This is a genomic window from Pseudomonas sp. LAIL14HWK12:I1, from assembly GCF_003202095.1.
Taxonomy (GTDB): domain Bacteria; phylum Pseudomonadota; class Gammaproteobacteria; order Pseudomonadales; family Pseudomonadaceae; genus Aquipseudomonas; species Aquipseudomonas monteilii.
Window position 1 is genome coordinate 1 of sequence record NZ_QJKG01000006.1, and the last position, 15,309, is coordinate 15,309.

Genomic DNA, 15,309 nt, shown 5'->3' on the forward strand with positions numbered 1-15,309 from the left:
GCCGCCACCTATGGCCGTCTGACCGGCAAGACCGGCGTCAGCCTGTCGACCCTCGGCCCTGGCGCCACCAACCTGGTTACTGCCAGCGCCTACGCCTACCTGGGCGGCATGCCGATGATGATGATCACCGGCCAGAAGCCGATCAAGAAGTCCAAGCAGGGCCGCTTCCAGATCATCGACGTGTGCGGCATGATGGACCCCATCACCAAGTACACCCACCAGTTCGCCTCGGCCGACAACATCCCGTCGCGCATGCGCGAAGCCTTCCGCCTGGCCGAAGAAGAAAAGCCGGGTGCGGTACACCTGGAGCTGCCGGAAGACATCGCCGCCGAGCAGACCGATGCACTGCCGATCCCGCGCAGCCTGCACCGCCGCCCGCTGGCCGAGCATGTGGCCATCGAAGCCGCCGTGCAGAAACTGCATAACGCCCGTAACCCGATCCTGGTGATCGGTGCTGGCGCCAACCGCAAGATGACCGCCAAGGTCCTCAAGCAACTGATCGACAAGACCGGCATCCCGTTCATCACCACCCAGATGGGTAAGGGTGTGGTCGACGAGCGCCACCCACGCTTCCTGGGCAACGCCGCCCTGTCGTCCGGTGACTTCGTGCACCGCGCCGTCGAAGCCGCCGATCTGATCATCAACATCGGCCACGACGTGATCGAGAAGCCGCCATTCTTCATGGTCCGTGGTGGCACCGAAGTCATCCACATCAACTTCCGCTCTGCCGAAGTCGATGCCGTGTACTTCCCGCAGGTCGAAGTGATCGGCGACATCGCCAACGCCGTGTGGCAGATCAGCGAAGCGCTGAACGACACCTCGCACTGGGACTTCACTCGCCTGATGGCCATCCGTGAAGCCAACGAAGCGCAAATCGCCGAAGGCGCCGACGACGACCGCTTCCCGGTCTACCCGCAGCGCCTGGTTGCCGACATTCGTCGCGTGCTGCCGTCCGAAGGCATCGTTGCCCTGGACAACGGCATCTACAAGATCTGGTTCGCCCGTAACTACAAGGCGCACAAACCAAACACCGTGCTGCTGGACAACGCCCTGGCGACCATGGGCGCCGGCCTGCCTTCGGCCATGGCGGCACACCTGGTGCACCCTGACCGTCCGGTGATCTCGGTATGCGGCGACGGCGGCTTCATGATGAACAGCCAGGAGCTGGAAACTGCAGTCCGTCTGGGCATGCACATCACCGTGGTGATCCTGCGTGATGACGGCTACGGCATGATCCGCTGGAAGCAGGCCAACATGGGCTTCACCGATTTCGGCCTGGACTACGGCAACCCGGACTTCGTCAAGTACGCCGAAGCCTATGGTGCCAACGGCCACCGCGTGGAAAGCGCCGAAGGCCTGCTGCCGCTGCTGGAACACTGCATCAAGACCCCGGGCGTGCATGTGATCGACTGCCCGGTCGATTACAGCGAAAACGACCGCATCCTCAACAGCGAGCTGCGTGAGCGCGCGCTGGCGGTGTAACGCTTGACAGGTACGGCGCCAACTCAAGGCTGGCGCCGTTCCCTGGAGCGGCTTGCGCTCCCTCCTTTCGTTCAGGAATCCCTTCTCTCAGCGATCAACCAGGGCCTGCAGACTGGTCAGGATGCTGTTGGCGTCATATGGCTTGCGGGTTACGGGCACGTCTTTCAGATGCGAGGGAATGCTGATGCCGTCGCCATAGCCGGTAGCGAACAGAAACGGAATTTGCCGGCGCTGCAGTTCATCGGCGACGGAAATCGACGTCCCTGTTCCCAGGTTCACATCCAGTATCGCGGCGTCCGGTGTGCGGCTGCTAATCAAGCGCATGGCCTCATCCTCGGAACCGGCGGTCATCACGTTCTTGATCTGTGCATCGTTGAGAATCTGCTCAAGGCCAACCGCGATCACCAACTGGTCTTCAAGGATCAGCACGCACAAGCCTGACCGGGCGGCAAAGGCATCGGCTGCACGGGTAACCGGCGCGGATGTATTCACAGGGTCGGCCGCTTCGGCCACGGACAGGTGTTTTGCAGGGATTCTGAACAACCCTTGCACGCCTTCGGCGTGATATTCCACTGTGCTGGTGCCACCCAGGTCGAATGGGATACTGCGTTCTATCAGCACCGAGCCAAAGCCATTGCGGCTGGGCGGGCGAACCGTTGGCCCGCCGCTTTCGCGCCAGGTAATGCTGCAGCTGTGGGTGGCGTCGATGGCCCAGCTTACGGCAAGTTTGCCGCTCGCCCGCGACAACGCGCCGTATTTGGCAGCATTGGTTGCCAGTTCGTGCAGCACCAAGGCCATGACCGAGTAGGCGCGGGCATCCAGGATAACGTTCGGGCCTTGCAGTTCAATCAATCCGGCGGCGGTGCGGTAGGGTGAAAGCTCTGCCTCCAGCAGCTTGGCCAGTCGCCCGCCACCGTCACCGCGTACCACCTGGTCGTGAGCGAGGGACAGCGCATGGATGCGCCCCTTCAATGTCGCCACGTAGTCCTGCAGTGTCTGGCTCTCCGAGGTCGGGTGGGCAACCAGCGCGCCAATCAACGACAGGATGTTCTTGACCCTGTGGTTGAGCTCTTCATTGAGGATGCGCTGGCGCACTTCTGCCTTCGAACGCTCGCTGGCCAGCAACTCGCTGTTATACAGCACCACCTCGACGATAGCGGTACGGATGGCGTCGCCAAACTGGCGGTCTTGCTCGGTCCAGGGCAGTGACTGCTGGTGAACGGTTTCTTTCCAGATCGCAAAGCTTTTGCGTGGTGTCAGGCGGTCGCCCAGTGCGCCGCTGTCATAGGTCTTGTTCGGGTCCCCGGCCCAGTCGAGTGTCTCGACCACTTCCTTGCGGAAGAAAATCAGGTAATCCCTAGGCTGCTGCGACATCGGTATGATCAGTACGCCAGACACATCGGTAAAGTACGCCTGGGCCGCAGGCAGCACCATCGACAGGCGGTTGGACGCCCAGGTACGGCCAGCGCTGACAATATCTGCCAGGCGCAGCAGGTCGGGCACCGCCGATGTGGGCGGCGTCAGCCCGGCGGATGACCAGCGGCCTTGCAGCGACATGCCGATGCCGTCGCAGGGGATCAGCGACATAAGCCGGGGCAGGCGCGCACGGAAGAACCCATCGATGTCTGCAGCCCGGTTGGCGTCAAGCAGCATACTGTCCAGCGCTTTGTGAACGTGCACGGCGGCTTCAAGCTTTTGCCGGCTGCGCAGGGTCTCGATATGCAGCGAGAAGAATTCGCCGAACATTTCCGCCGCCACACGTTGCCCCATGGCCAGCGTGCGTGGTGCATAGTGATGGCAGGCGATCATCCCCCACAGTTCTCCATTGACGATGACCGAAATCGACATGGAGGCCCCCACGCCCATGTTGCACAGGTATTCGCAGTGGATCGGCGAGACGCTGCGCAAGTGCGCATAGGAAAGGTCGAGCGGCTCGCCCGAGGGGTCGAGCACCGGGTCGATGGCGACTGTCTTGAACTGGGCATCCGAGATCACCCGGATCGGGTTGCGCAGGTAAAGTGCGCGGGCCTGCTTGGGGATGTCGGAGGCCGGGAAATACTGGCCCATGAAGCTTTCAAGGTCGCTGCGCCTGGCCTCTGCAACCACCTTGCCGGCGCCGTCGGCACCCAATTGGTAGATCATCACCCGGTCGTAACCGAGCACGGCCCGGACAAAGCGGGCAGCATCGCGGAACAGCTTGCTGGTCTGGTCGATGTCGCGCAGTTGGGCGATCAGCGTGCGGGCCAGCTCGATTGGCTCGGCAATGCTCGCGCCAGCGGGCTCGAACTCGAGGATAGCCGTGCCTTTGAACACGTGGGCGGCAACGTCGACAGCCTCGCCGCTGGGCAGCTTCACACCGAAGCTGTGCGCCGGCCGCGAGGCCTCCCGCGTGCGGGCCAGCGCGTTGCGCAGGGTATGCGCCACCTCATCCCCGAGCACCGCATGCAGCTTCTGGCCGTTGATGTCGCTTGCTACGCCCAGCATTTGTGGGGCATTGGCCGAATGACGCAAAACGACGGTGGCCGAGGCATCGCACGCCAGCAGGCAGCCATGGGGCTGGATGCTGCCAGGTATCTGAATAGGCTCGCGGTCGCAGTTGGTCAGGTTTACTTGGGGGTTGAATGTCATGGGCCGTGCCTGTGGAGGATGAGGAGGCTGCCAGCAGCGCCGCCAACGTCAGCCTAGCAGGCATGCCCGCCTTTGGCATAGCGAGGCGAAAAGGGCCGTGCTGGCTCATGACGGGTGTTCCCCTCGATCATCAGCGAACCCCAGCTCACGGATGAACATCGAAAACAGTTCAGGGTGAGACGAGATATTCAATTTCGCGTACAGGTGGCGCCGGTGCACCTTGATGGTTTCTGGCGAGATGCCCAGCCGTTGCGCCATCGCCTTCGACGAATAGCCGCGCAGGAGGAAAGGACGAGAAGGCCGCATGTGCCGCCTTTTACCTGTGGAGTACAGATGTGCTCTTGTCGATATGCCTTGAAGGCAAACGGCGATCAATGGTCTCATCCGCACCTGAGCCAACTGGTATTGAACGATGATTCGCCCGCTGTTTGTTTCCATCGATGGGCCTAAAGGCACCGGCAAGACCACGCTGCTGGAGGCCGTCACCCAAGCCCTGAGAGTGGACGGGAAAAAGGTGATCCGCCTTTGCGAAAAAAAGAGCGATCCCTACCGGGGCGAAACCATGGCGCTGGTCAACAAGCTCGCCAGAAACCCTTGCCGAGATCTGGAATTAAGGGTGTGCGAGCGCTTCGCTGAAAGCCGCGCCTGGATTTCCCGGAACGTACTGCCCAGGCAGCCAGCCGACAGCATCGTCCTGATTGATCGCTGGTACCCCTCTGACGCCGCGTTTCGCCGCACGGTGCCGTTTGACCAGATCTTGCGATTGAACCTCGACCTAAGCGTGCAAGTGCCAGATTTGCATGTCGGGGTTGTCACTGCCCCTGAAACCTCGTGGGCAAGGGCTGCGGCACGCACGCGTGGCCTGGGCAGTACGGTGATATACAACCTGGATGAACAGGTTGCCTGCACCGAGGCTTTCGAGCGGGCGCTCGTAAAGCACGGCTGGGTGTTGTGCCGTAATGAAGGGGCCATCGAAGACGCGACGCGGCAGGTGGTTGGCGAGATTGACCGCGTACTGCTATCGCGTTGAGCGCTCGTGCGCCGCTGTGCAAGCTGGCTTGCCGGCGCAAAGGCCGGCCTGGGCAACCATGCGTGGATGATCAGGCGCCCTGGCGGTCGATATCACGGCGCAGGACAACCGACGTGGTAATATCATCCACCGATTCGTGACGTGCCACGTTGTCACGCACCTGATTGAGGTCGTCGATTGTTCGGGTTTCCACCTCAACCACCAGGTCAAGCTGCCCACTCACCGAGGAAACCCGCCGCACGCGTGCGTCCGTTGCCAACTGGTCGAGCAGCCCCATGGCAGGTGTGCGCTGCAAGGTCACCAGCAGTATCGCGCGTATGACATTGGCGTCTATTTCGCCGATATCCGCACGGTATCCTCGAATGATCCCGCTGCGTTCAAGGTTGGCCACACGCTCGGTAGTGGCGCTTCTGGAAAGGCCTATGCGGCCGGCTAATGCCTTCAGCGCAATGCGCGCGTCCTTCGAAAGTACTTCAAGAATCTCACGATCTTTTGCGTCAAGTTCACGCATTGCACCACCTGATAAGCTCGCCGTCATTATGCCGGTCGGTACCGGCATAATGCCTGTCGATCCCGACCGTATGCAGGGTGTCGGTTTCGGCAGTGCGTGACAAGCTATTGAAAAACAATTTGCTCGCTCGGAACGTGATGATATGACAGACCTTTCCCACCCGGCACCTCGGTTTTCGGCAAGCGATGCAGAGGGCCTCGCAAAAGATTTTTTCAATGTCACCGCTACAGCAACCCCCCTGGACGGGGAGCGGGACCGCAATTACCGGTTGGATACGGGCGTCGATGCGGGCTGGATACTGAAAATCGTCAATTCCAGCGAACCCCGGGTAGAAAGCGAGTTTCAAACCGCGCTGCTCGATCATCTGGCCGTGCATGGCGCGCACCTGGGTGTGCCTCACCTTCGCGCCAGTGTGGCGGGTGACTATCTGCCATCCGTGGCCAGCGCCACAGGTGAACAGCATGCCATGCGCCTGGTCAGTTGGTTGGCCGGCACGCCGCTTGCCGAGGCCAAGCGCTCTGTCGCGCTGATGAGCAACTTTGGCCGGGCACTCGGTGAACTTGACCGCGCCCTGCAGGGGTTCATGCACCTTGGTGCCGTCCGTGACCTGGACTGGGACTTGCGCCATGCCGCACGCTCCCGTTCGCGCTTGCACCACATCAAAAGCCCCGAGCGTCGGGCCATTGTCGAGCGTTTTATCACCCGGTTCGAACACACTGTACAGCCCCGGCTGGCATCACTCAGGGCGCAGGTGATCCACAATGACGCCAACGACTGGAACATCCTGGTCGATGCCGAAACCACCCGCCATGTGACCGGCTTCATCGACTTTGGCGATGCCGTGCATACCGTGTTGATTGCCGAGGTCGCGATCGCCTGTGCTTACGCCATTCTCGACATGGACGACCCGATCGGCGCTGCCGCAGCGCTGGTGGCCGGATTCCATGAAAAGTACCCATTGCAAGCGCAAGAGCTTGACGTGCTGTTCAACCTGATTGCCATGCGCCTGGTTATCAGCGTAACTTTCTCCGCTTCCCGGCAAGATCAGACAGAAGACAACCCTTACCTGGCGATCAGTGAAGCGCCAGCCTGGCGCCTGCTGGAACAGCTTGATTCGATGAATCCACGGCTGGCCACCGGCATCCTGCGCAAAGCCTGCGGTTTCGATGCCATCGAGGGGGCGGGTGCAGTGCGCCGCTGGATCGCCGATAACCACACATCATTTGCCGACCTGGTGCGCCCGTCAGCCGCCGTCCTCAACAAGGTGATCGCGCCATTTGGCGACGCCAGCCACGAGATGACCATCGCCTCAGCCGAGCAGCGGCCTGCCGATGCGACGCGCTGGTGGAATGCGTTCTCTGCCGCGCACAACGTGCCTTTGGCCATCGGGCCATGGGGTGAGTTACGTACCATTTATACGGACAGCGCATTCGAGTCGCGCTTCATCAAGGGGCAGCGCCGCACCTTGCATGTGGGGGTCGATCTGGTGATGCCCGCCGGTACGCCGTTGTACGCGCCGGTCGCTGGCACCGTCAAAAGCGTGGAGGTTGAACCAGACCCGCTGGGCTATGGTGGGCTGGTGATGATCGAGCACAGCCCGTCAGGTTGCCCGCCATTCCTGACCCTGTGGGGGCACCTGGCCCACGAGGCGCTCAGCCGCTTGAAGGCCGGTGACAAGCTCGAAGCCGGCGACCTGGTGGGCTACATGGGCACCGATACTGAAAACGGCGGCTGGATTCCCCACCTGCACCTGCAGATGACCACCGATACCCAGCTGAGCGCGAGTGAGGTCATTGGCGTTGGAGAGCCCGAGTACCGCGAAGTGTGGGCTGACCTGTTCCCTGATGCGTCGACCTTGGCCGGCATCCCGCCAGAAACCTACAACCAGCAGGGAATGACCAAGGCCCAGATCATTGCCAAGCGTAAAGAGCTGCTGCTACCGAACTTGTCAATTTCGTACACCGACCCGATCAAGTTCGTGCGCGGCGATGGCGTATGGCTGATCGACAACTTCGGGCGGGCCTACCTGGATTGCTTCAACAACGTGTGCCACTTGGGCCATAGCCATCCCGACGTGGTCGACGCCTTGACCCGCCAGGCTGCACGACTTAACACCAACACCCGTTACCTGCACGACAACATCGTTGAGTACGCCGAGCGGCTGACCGGCACGTTGCCAGAGGGCCTTTGTGTGGCGTCATTCGGCTGCTCGGGCAGTGAAGCCAACAGCCTCATGCTGCGCATGGCGCGCAACTACACCGGTAGCGACCAGGCGATCGTGCTGGACTGGGCTTACCATGGCACCACGCAAGAACTCATCGACCTAAGCCCTTACAAGTACAAGCGCAAAGCCGGCAAGGGCAGGGCGGCGCACGTATACGAGGCGGTGGTTCCAGACAGCTACTACGCGCCCGAGCACTGGCCATTGGAAGAGCACGGCAAGCGGTTTGCCGAGTCGGTGGCAGAGCAGCTGGACGCCATGCGCAAAGCCGGCAAGGGCCCGGGGTTCTTCCTTGCCGAGTCCATCCCCAGCGTGGCGGGGCAGGTGTTCCTGCCCGAGCATTACCTCAAGGAGGTATACGCCATGGTTCGCGCCGAAGGTGGGCTGTGCCTGGCCGATGAGGTGCAGGTCGGGTTTGGCCGCGTCGGTAGCCACTGGTGGGCGTTCGAGACCCAAGGCGTAGTGCCGGATGCTGTCACCATGGGCAAACCGATTGGTAACGGCCACCCGATGTCGGCGGTGGTGACCACGCGCGAGGTTGCCGATGCTTTCAACAACGGCATGGAGTACTTCAATACGTTCGCCGGCAACCCCGTGTCGTGTGCGGTGGGCCTGGCGGTGCTCGATGCAATCGAGCGCGACCAGCTGAAAGAGAATGCCTTGAGCATCGGCAATTACCTGCTTGAGGGTTTGCGCAAACTTCAGCAGCGATTCGATGTGATTGGTGATGTACGCGGGTTGGGCCTGTTCCTCGGCATCGTGTTGGTCACGGACCGCACGTCGAAGGCTCCGGCCACGGCCTTGGCCAGGAAAGTTGCCGATGGCGCCAGAGAACGCGGTGTGTTGATCGGTACCGAAGGCCCGCATGACAACGTGCTGAAAATGCGTCCTTCCATGATTTTCAGCCGGGCCAATGCGGACTTCCTTCTGGAAGTGCTGCAAGACAGCTTCATTGCGGCGCTGAAGTGAGGTGCACCCAGTGAGATTCTGAGAAGTCCGTTCAAGAACGCCCCCAGGCTTCCCTGAGAAAGCATCTGCTTGACTACCAATATTCACTTTGTCGAGCACGGCACCTTCGGGAGGTCCTTGGGTGCTATTGCCTCGCCGCCTTGATGGCGGACGACGAGCAGCGTTGCCTCGAACAGTTCGAACTAGCGCCTGAAGAAGCCCGGGCGACGGTGCCTTGATTCACAGTTCAGTTCTGGTCGATCGCCATCCAGTTAGTGCCATTGTTGTTTTATTTCCAGCCATTGACTGTTTGAAAGCTATTGTTCTGGCGCTGGAAAGAAGATGTTTTCCTCCGACTCCATGTGGTCGTAGTATTTTTCGATGAAGTCATCGACAGTGTCCAAAGACACGATGAGCTGCCTCCGTGCTGGATTTCAAACGCGCTGGCCCAGCGCTAAGATAAAGTTTGCTGTCATCAGGACATCAAGAGTTGGAGCACTGCAATGTTTATTGATGTGAATGCTTTCACACCATGGTCGGCACTCGGAGGGGGGCGCTGATTGGTCTGGCAGCAGGTCTGTTCGCCATGGGCAACGGACGGGTAGCCGGTATTAGTGGGTTGCTCGCTTCGATGTTGCAGCGTGCAGGGGAGGGGCGTGGTGACAAAGCGGCGTTCTTGCTGGGAATCTTCGCTGCACCGTTGTTGTGGCAGGCGTTCGCGTCGCTTCCTACTGTGCAGTTCACCAGCGCACCTTGGGTGCTGATGGCCGCAGGGCTGCTGGTCGGCCTGGGTACTCGCTACGGTGGCGGCTGCACCAGCGGTCATGGGGTGTGCGGCCTGTCGCGGCTGTCTCCTCGTTCGGCAGTGGCGACGCTGTGTTTCATGGCGACCGGTTTTGTCACTGTGTTCGGCGCTCGGCATCTTTTTACAGGAACGTAACATGACTCGGATCAGTGGCTTCATCGCAGGGGTGCTGTTCGGGATAGGTTTATTGCTGTCCGGAATGGCAAACCCTGCCAAGGTGATTGGCTTCCTCGACCTAGCCGGGCAATGGGACCCCTCGCTGGCGTTGGTCATGGTCGGAGCTATCGGAGCGGCGTTCTTGCCAATGGCCTGGGCACGTCGACACTCGGTGACGCTGCTAGGTGAGACGATGCATTTACCCGCCCGGCGTGACATTGACCGTCGTCTAGTTGGCGGAAGCCTGTTGTTCGGTGTTGGTTGGGGCCTGGCCGGGGTGTGTCCGGGCCCGGCGTTGGTGCTTTTGTCGGGTGGCTACTGGCCGGCGTGGCTGTTTGTGGCAGCGATGTTGCTGGGTATGCTGATATTCAATGTGATCGAAGCGGTCACGACACCAAGTGTTTGATTACTTATGGTGACGTGATCCGTGAACCCAACTCGTCACTCAGATTATCATGCGTTCTTTCATTCGGATGGCAGTGCCCATACATGCCCCCGTTGCTCATCCTGAGAGGGGCGGCACCTTCACTCAGGAGGATGGATATGGCTAGAAACGCTCTCTCGTTCGCCAATTGTCCGGTCATGGGAGGTGGGCATGCCTGATCGGGGAGTACCGACCAGGCATTTTATTACTGAGCGGGGGCCTTTTCTGCGCTAAAGCCTTTTGCCTTTTTTGCGTGTGATGTTCTAGACCAGCCGATCATCAAGGCGACAACGATCAGCGGAATAGTGGACACCGTGTAGGTACCGCTCGGGTAGTCGAATGCCATCAGAATCAATACAAAAGCAAGAAAGCCGAGGGTCATCCATGAAGTGAATGGTGCACCAGGCATTCTAAAACTGACCATCTGAACCTCACCGCGTCTAACGGCGCGGCGGTAATAGATTTGAGACAGCACGATGAATGCCCAAGTGGTAATGATCCCAAGAGCGGCCATGTTAAGCAGCAGTTCGAAGATCTGAGCGGGGATCAGGTAGTTCAAGAGAACACCAAACGCGTTGATGACTACGGTAATCAAGATACCTTTATACGGTACACCCTGAGCATTCATTGCGGAAAGCGATTTGGGTGCCGAGCCGCCCATTGACAGCGAGCGAAGAATCCGCCCTGTGGAATACAGGCCCGCGTTGAGACTTGAAAGTGCTGCAGTGAGTACGACAATGTTCATCACTGACCCCATGCCAGGGATACCCAAGGCAGAGAAGAAAGTAACAAACGGGCTCTCATTGGCGCTGTAAGCTGTCCACGGAAGTACCGAGATCAAAAGCACAACGGAGCCGATGTAGAACAAAACGATCCGCCAAATCACGCCATTGATTGCCTTCGGCAGAATATCCTTAGGATTTTCGGTCTCGCCAGCTGCAGTCCCCACAAGCTCAATACTTGAATAAGCGAACAGTACGCCTTGAATGATCAGGACGGCAGGCAGAATTCCATGAGGGAAGATACCTCCATTGTCGCTTATCAGGCTAAGACCTGGTGCATGTCCACCAATAGGGTGACCGGTACCGAGAACCACGGTACCTACAATAAGGAATGCTACGATTGCACCGACCTTGATAATGGCGAACCAGAACTCCATTTCACCGAACCACTTGACGCCGATCAGGTTCATGACGGTTACAACGGTGAGGGCAATGAGGGCGAACCCCCATTGAGGGAAGTCAGCAAAAACACCCCAGTACTTCATGTAGATGGCAACAGCTGTAATATCTACAATGCCAGTAGTTGCCCAAATCAGGAAGTACATCCAGCCTGCGACAAATGCCGCGCGTTCGCCCATGAACTCCCGTGTGTAGGAAACGAAACTACCTGTGGTCGGGCGGTGCATGATAAGTTCGCCCAACGCTCGGAGGATGAAAAACGCAAAGATGCCACACACAAGATACACTATACCTAGCGACGGCCCGGCTGATTGTAGCCTACTGCCAGCGCCGAGGAAGAGGCCAGTCCCGATTGCTCCTCCTAGAGCGATCATCTGGATATGTCGTCGCTTCAGATTCTTAGAGTATCCGGACTCATGAGAATCTAGCCAGTCGGATTTATTCTTTTTGGCTGAGTCGGCTTGACTCTGCTCATTTTTTTGTGTCATCGCCATAAATTCACCTAAAGCGCACAGGCTTAGTAGTATTTGTTATTGGTATTTCTTTATCTGCATCCTACAGACAGACTTGCATGCAAAGTCTGGTCAGTCCTGACTACAAAAAATACTTTCAGGTGCTAGTTAATGCTGGGGCTAAGTATGGAAAGGCTGCCGCTCCTCGCTGTGAAGGCTTCCCAAAGATCGATTGAAGTTCCGGTTGCTGGGTTGGAGAGGAACTTTGCCTCAAGCGCGTTAACGAAATTAAGTCTATCTCTGCTTGCGTGCATGAGGTTTGCAATTCGTAAGTGCCGAGCGTTATGATGCGCAGGAATCCTGCATAGAGAGGGTGGATAATGACTGATATTCAGCTTGATAGAATGGATACGCGAATTATCTCGGTGCTTCGGAAAGATGGTCGGATCAGCCATCAGCAGATGTCAACTCAAGTCGGACTGTCGCCGTCACAGTGCTTGCGCCGAGTGAAAAGGCTTGAAGAAGTTGGGGTGATCAAGGGATACACAGCGGTAATAGATGAAGGTAAGCTGGGTAACGATGTAAGTGCCTGGATCATCGTGACTTTACACAGAAACAAGCCTGGAGCACGAGAGCGAGTGGCCTTGCTCCTTCAGAACAGACCATGGGTCAGATTGGCGACTGGCATAACGGGTGATGTTGACTTTATGATTCGCGTGGTCGCGCCACGCATGGCAGATTTTACAAAAATCTTGGTTGATGAGCTGAGCTCACACCCTGATATCAGTAGCACTCAATCGTTCATATGTCTGGATGACTTGGTAGGAAGTTTGGTCTGACTGTGAACTAAGGGCATTGTACGTGGCAATGCCCTAGTTCAGATAGGCTTAGAGCGACTGATCCAGAGCTTGAATCAGTTGATGAATTTCCTCTGGAGTTGTGTAGTGGACGAACGAGAGACGCAGAACACCTTCCTCTGGCTTAACGCCGAGCGCTTCAAGCAGGCGGACTGCATAGAAATGACTGGCACCTGCGATGATGCCCTTTTTAGCCAGTCGCTCAGAAACCTCGCGAGGGGATGATTTCATCGTTTGAATTGACAAAGTCGCGGCTTTGTTTTTGGCGTCAGTAGGGCCGAGCAAGCGTACCCGTGAATCATTCGCACAGAAATCCAGCAGCTGCGGCAGGAGCGCGGCCTCTGCATCTTTGAAGAGATTTCGTACGTTCGCTGCTCGATCACTTACGCTAGCGTTTGGAAAGTGATGAGCATGGACGTTGTCGAAGTACGAAGTCACACCGCTTGCTGCGGCGACTTGCGCATGATCAGGGCCGGCAGGCACAAACCATTTGGCGAGATGCGCCGCGTTAAAGTAGTGTGCCTGGTTGCCCAAAAAGTCCATCACTGGTCGACGGATGACCATGGCGCCAAGGTGAGGGCCGAAGGTTTTGTAGAGGGAGAACAGGTAAATATCGGCCCCTAGTTCGCGTACATCCGGGAACCCATGCCCAGCGTAAGAAACACCATCCACAACAGCCACTGCACCGGCGGAATGGACGATTTCGCAGATTTCGCGTACCGGGTTGATCTCACCTAAAATATTCGAACAGTGCGCGAAAGCGACCACTTTGGTTCGTGGCGAAAGCAAAGCCTCAAGACCGCTTCGCTCCAGGGAACCGGTGGTAGGGTTCACCTGCCATTCTTTGATAGCAATGCCGCGTTTTGCAAGGCGACGCCACACGCCATTGTTCGCCTCGTGATCCTGGTTGGTAACGATGATTTCGTCACCGGCATCAAGACGGTTTGCGAAGGCTTCCGCAAGGACGTAGATGTTCTGGGACGAGGATGGGCCAAGGTGCACCTCTTCAGCCTCTACTCCCAGATACGCAGCAATTTCTGCATGAGAGTGATCCATCTCTTCACCACCACGACGAGAGGCCGGGTGTGCACCATATGGCTGCATCTTGTTCTGACGATAAAACCGATTCAGATTTTCGATGACGTCCCGGCAGGCATAAGAGCCCCCCGCGTTGTCGAAAAATGCTTGGCCTTCGAGGGAAGGCTCAGAGAATGCGGGGAACTGGCTACGGATAAAGGAAAGGTCGATTGTGGTCACGGTTGTGCTCCGTCTGAACAGTTGGGTTCTAACGGTAAATATGCTAATCGCGAACCGCCGCATTAAGTGGGCGTATTCAATCTTAAAAAAAACCACTATGCACGAATCCTGCGTAAGTCTGGTTCCCCGTGACCGTTTCTCGTCAGAAATCTAACCTACTCGAGCGAGTAAGAGCACGCCTCGCGCTTTTCGCAGGGGTGCCGTTTTGGTTCGACGTTCACGCCATGGTTTTCTCGAACAATGCGCCTGCTTTGGAAGCCAAGCTGCACGAGCATTTTGCATCAGGGTCATGTCGATCAAGGCTTGACCGCACACGTTGTGCAAATACGTTTAACATGCTCAAGGACCACCCCCATCGTTGAAAGAGATTCGCATGGAGTTACGTCAGCTTCGCTATTTCCTGAGTGTTCTGGATTACGGCAGTCTTGGCAGGGCGGCGGTCGAGCTCGGGGTCGGCGCCTCCGCCCTGAGCCAGCAACTGTCGAAGCTGGAGAGCGAGGTGAGTACCCGGCTTTTGACACGTTCGAGTACCGGCGTCTCGCCGACGGCGGCCGGCCTGGCCTTCGAATACCATGCGCGCCTGGCGCTTCGTCAGGCGGAGCACGCTGTCCTGGCGGCACAAAGTGGCCGCATGAGCGGCTATGCGAGCGTAGGGCTGGCACCGACCACCGCATCGATTCTTGGCTTGGCGTTGATCGACAGGATGCGCAAACGCTATCCGGACATCCGCCTGCACCTGGTGGAAATGTTGTCTGGCTATCTGATGAACCAACTTAATGCCAGGCACCTTGACCTGGCGGTACTGTTCCAGACGGAGACGGGGCCGCGGCTGGATGTCCGGGCGCTTCTGACGGAGCGGCTGTTCGTGCTGGTTCCCGCTCCGTTGGTCGAGGTCGGGTGGGGTGAGTCGCTGACGTTGCGACAGATCTCGACGCTCCCCTTGGTGATGCCCAGCACCCAACATGGCCTGCGCACGACGTTGCGTTCGATTTTCGAGCGGGCAGGGCTGGAGGCCAGCATCGTCATGGAAGTCGATGGTTTGTCGCTGTTGATGGATTGCGTGTGTGCGGGCCATGCCGCCACCATCCAGCCCGGCGCGACGGTGGCCCGGGCGCATCAGGCGGGCCTGCGCGTGTTTGCCATCGATGAAGCACAGGCGCAGCGGCGCAATGTAATTGTCAGCCTGACCGATGACGAGCTCTCGCCGGCAGCGTTGGCAACACGGATCGTACTGCAGGAGGTCGCTCGGGATCTGGTGGAACAGGGCCGATGGCCTGGAGCCCGGCTGCTTTGACCCGGATTCTGGGTGCGTTCATCCAGCCCCTTTAGAAAAACTGAATACCTCCCCCCGACGATC

The 15,309-nt window shown here is 58.5% G+C and carries 10 protein-coding genes and 3 pseudogenes; 7 read left to right on the forward strand and 6 right to left on the reverse strand.

The features are described from left to right. Window positions 1-1,482 (forward strand): acetolactate synthase large subunit (locus D906_RS16015; protein WP_110321038.1); only part of this gene is annotated, 1,482 nt, incomplete at its 5' end. A gap of 87 nt (window positions 1,483-1,569) precedes the next feature. On the opposite strand, the gene D906_RS16020 is transcribed toward D906_RS16015, so the two are convergent. Beyond that, a complete protein-coding gene (locus tag D906_RS16020) occupies window positions 1,570-4,110 on the reverse strand; it encodes an HWE histidine kinase domain-containing protein (protein WP_019096371.1) in 2,541 nt (846 codons plus the stop codon). A 105-nt stretch (window positions 4,111-4,215) separates the two neighbouring features. Beyond that, window positions 4,216-4,395, reverse strand: a pseudogene (locus D906_RS16025) (response regulator transcription factor); the annotation flags it as partial. Window positions 4,396-4,522: 127 nt separating this feature from the next. Here D906_RS16025 and D906_RS16030 point away from each other — a divergent pair. Then, on the forward strand, window positions 4,523-5,140 hold the full coding sequence (locus D906_RS16030) for a dTMP kinase (protein WP_027615641.1): 618 nt from the start codon (window positions 4,523-4,525) through the stop codon (window positions 5,138-5,140). A gap of 70 nt (window positions 5,141-5,210) precedes the next feature. Here the strand turns inward: D906_RS16030 and D906_RS16035 are convergent, their stop codons facing one another. After that, entirely contained in the window at window positions 5,211-5,651 is a 441-nt protein-coding gene (locus D906_RS16035; protein WP_016714074.1) for an Lrp/AsnC family transcriptional regulator, read from the reverse strand. Window positions 5,652-5,793: 142 nt separating this feature from the next. Between D906_RS16035 and D906_RS16040 the strand changes: the two genes are divergently transcribed. Beyond that, window positions 5,794-8,841 (forward strand): aminotransferase class III-fold pyridoxal phosphate-dependent enzyme, encoded by a 3,048-nt coding sequence (locus D906_RS16040; RefSeq protein WP_025754972.1) that lies wholly within the window; start codon window positions 5,794-5,796, stop codon window positions 8,839-8,841. 296 nt (window positions 8,842-9,137) lie between these two features. On the opposite strand, the pseudogene D906_RS26820 reads toward D906_RS16040, so the two are convergent. Beyond that, window positions 9,138-9,230: pseudogene (locus D906_RS26820) on the reverse strand (hemerythrin domain-containing protein); the annotation flags it as partial. Window positions 9,231-9,323: 93 nt separating this feature from the next. Between D906_RS26820 and D906_RS16050 the strand changes: the two are divergent. Continuing rightward, window positions 9,324-9,760: pseudogene (locus D906_RS16050) on the forward strand (YeeE/YedE family protein). Window position 9,761: 1 nt separating this feature from the next. After that, window positions 9,762-10,187, forward strand: coding sequence for a DUF6691 family protein (locus tag D906_RS16055; RefSeq protein WP_027615640.1), 426 nt, complete (start codon window positions 9,762-9,764; stop codon window positions 10,185-10,187). A 223-nt stretch (window positions 10,188-10,410) separates the two neighbouring features. Here the strand turns inward: D906_RS16055 and D906_RS16060 are convergent, their stop codons facing one another. After that, a complete protein-coding gene (locus D906_RS16060; protein WP_097156179.1) occupies window positions 10,411-11,880 on the reverse strand; it encodes an amino acid permease in 1,470 nt (489 codons plus the stop codon). A 338-nt stretch (window positions 11,881-12,218) separates the two neighbouring features. On the opposite strand from D906_RS16060, the gene D906_RS16065 reads away from it, so the two are divergent. Further along, window positions 12,219-12,677, forward strand: coding sequence for an Lrp/AsnC family transcriptional regulator (locus tag D906_RS16065; RefSeq protein ID WP_019096378.1), 459 nt, complete (start codon window positions 12,219-12,221; stop codon window positions 12,675-12,677). Between the two features lie 48 nt (window positions 12,678-12,725). Here D906_RS16065 and D906_RS16070 read toward each other — a convergent pair whose 3' ends face one another. After that, on the reverse strand, window positions 12,726-13,952 hold the full coding sequence (locus D906_RS16070) for an aminotransferase class V-fold PLP-dependent enzyme (RefSeq protein WP_027615638.1): 1,227 nt from the start codon (window positions 13,950-13,952) through the stop codon (window positions 12,726-12,728). Between the two features lie 373 nt (window positions 13,953-14,325). On the opposite strand from D906_RS16070, the gene D906_RS16080 reads away from it, so the two are divergent. Continuing rightward, the gene (locus tag D906_RS16080) at window positions 14,326-15,246 is read left to right on the forward strand and encodes a LysR substrate-binding domain-containing protein (RefSeq protein ID WP_019096380.1); all 921 of its coding nucleotides are present in this window, start codon (window positions 14,326-14,328) and stop codon (window positions 15,244-15,246) included. The last annotated feature ends 63 nt before the right edge of the window (window positions 15,247-15,309 follow it).

Excerpts from the sequence above, each read along its gene's own strand:
- D906_RS16020 (WP_019096371.1), bottom strand. The coding sequence starts at position 4,110 with ATGACATTCAACCCCCAAGTAAACCTGACCAACTGCGACCGCGAGCCT.
- D906_RS16030 (WP_027615641.1), top strand. The coding sequence starts at position 4,523 with ATGATTCGCCCGCTGTTTGTTTCCATCGATGGGCCTAAAGGCACCGGC.
- D906_RS16035 (WP_016714074.1), bottom strand. The coding sequence starts at position 5,651 with ATGCGTGAACTTGACGCAAAAGATCGTGAGATTCTTGAAGTACTTTCG.
- D906_RS16040 (WP_025754972.1), top strand. The coding sequence starts at position 5,794 with ATGACAGACCTTTCCCACCCGGCACCTCGGTTTTCGGCAAGCGATGCA.
- D906_RS16055 (WP_027615640.1), top strand. The coding sequence starts at position 9,762 with ATGACTCGGATCAGTGGCTTCATCGCAGGGGTGCTGTTCGGGATAGGT.
- D906_RS16060 (WP_097156179.1), bottom strand. The coding sequence starts at position 11,880 with ATGGCGATGACACAAAAAAATGAGCAGAGTCAAGCCGACTCAGCCAAA.
- D906_RS16065 (WP_019096378.1), top strand. The coding sequence starts at position 12,219 with ATGACTGATATTCAGCTTGATAGAATGGATACGCGAATTATCTCGGTG.
- D906_RS16080 (WP_019096380.1), top strand. The coding sequence starts at position 14,326 with ATGGAGTTACGTCAGCTTCGCTATTTCCTGAGTGTTCTGGATTACGGC.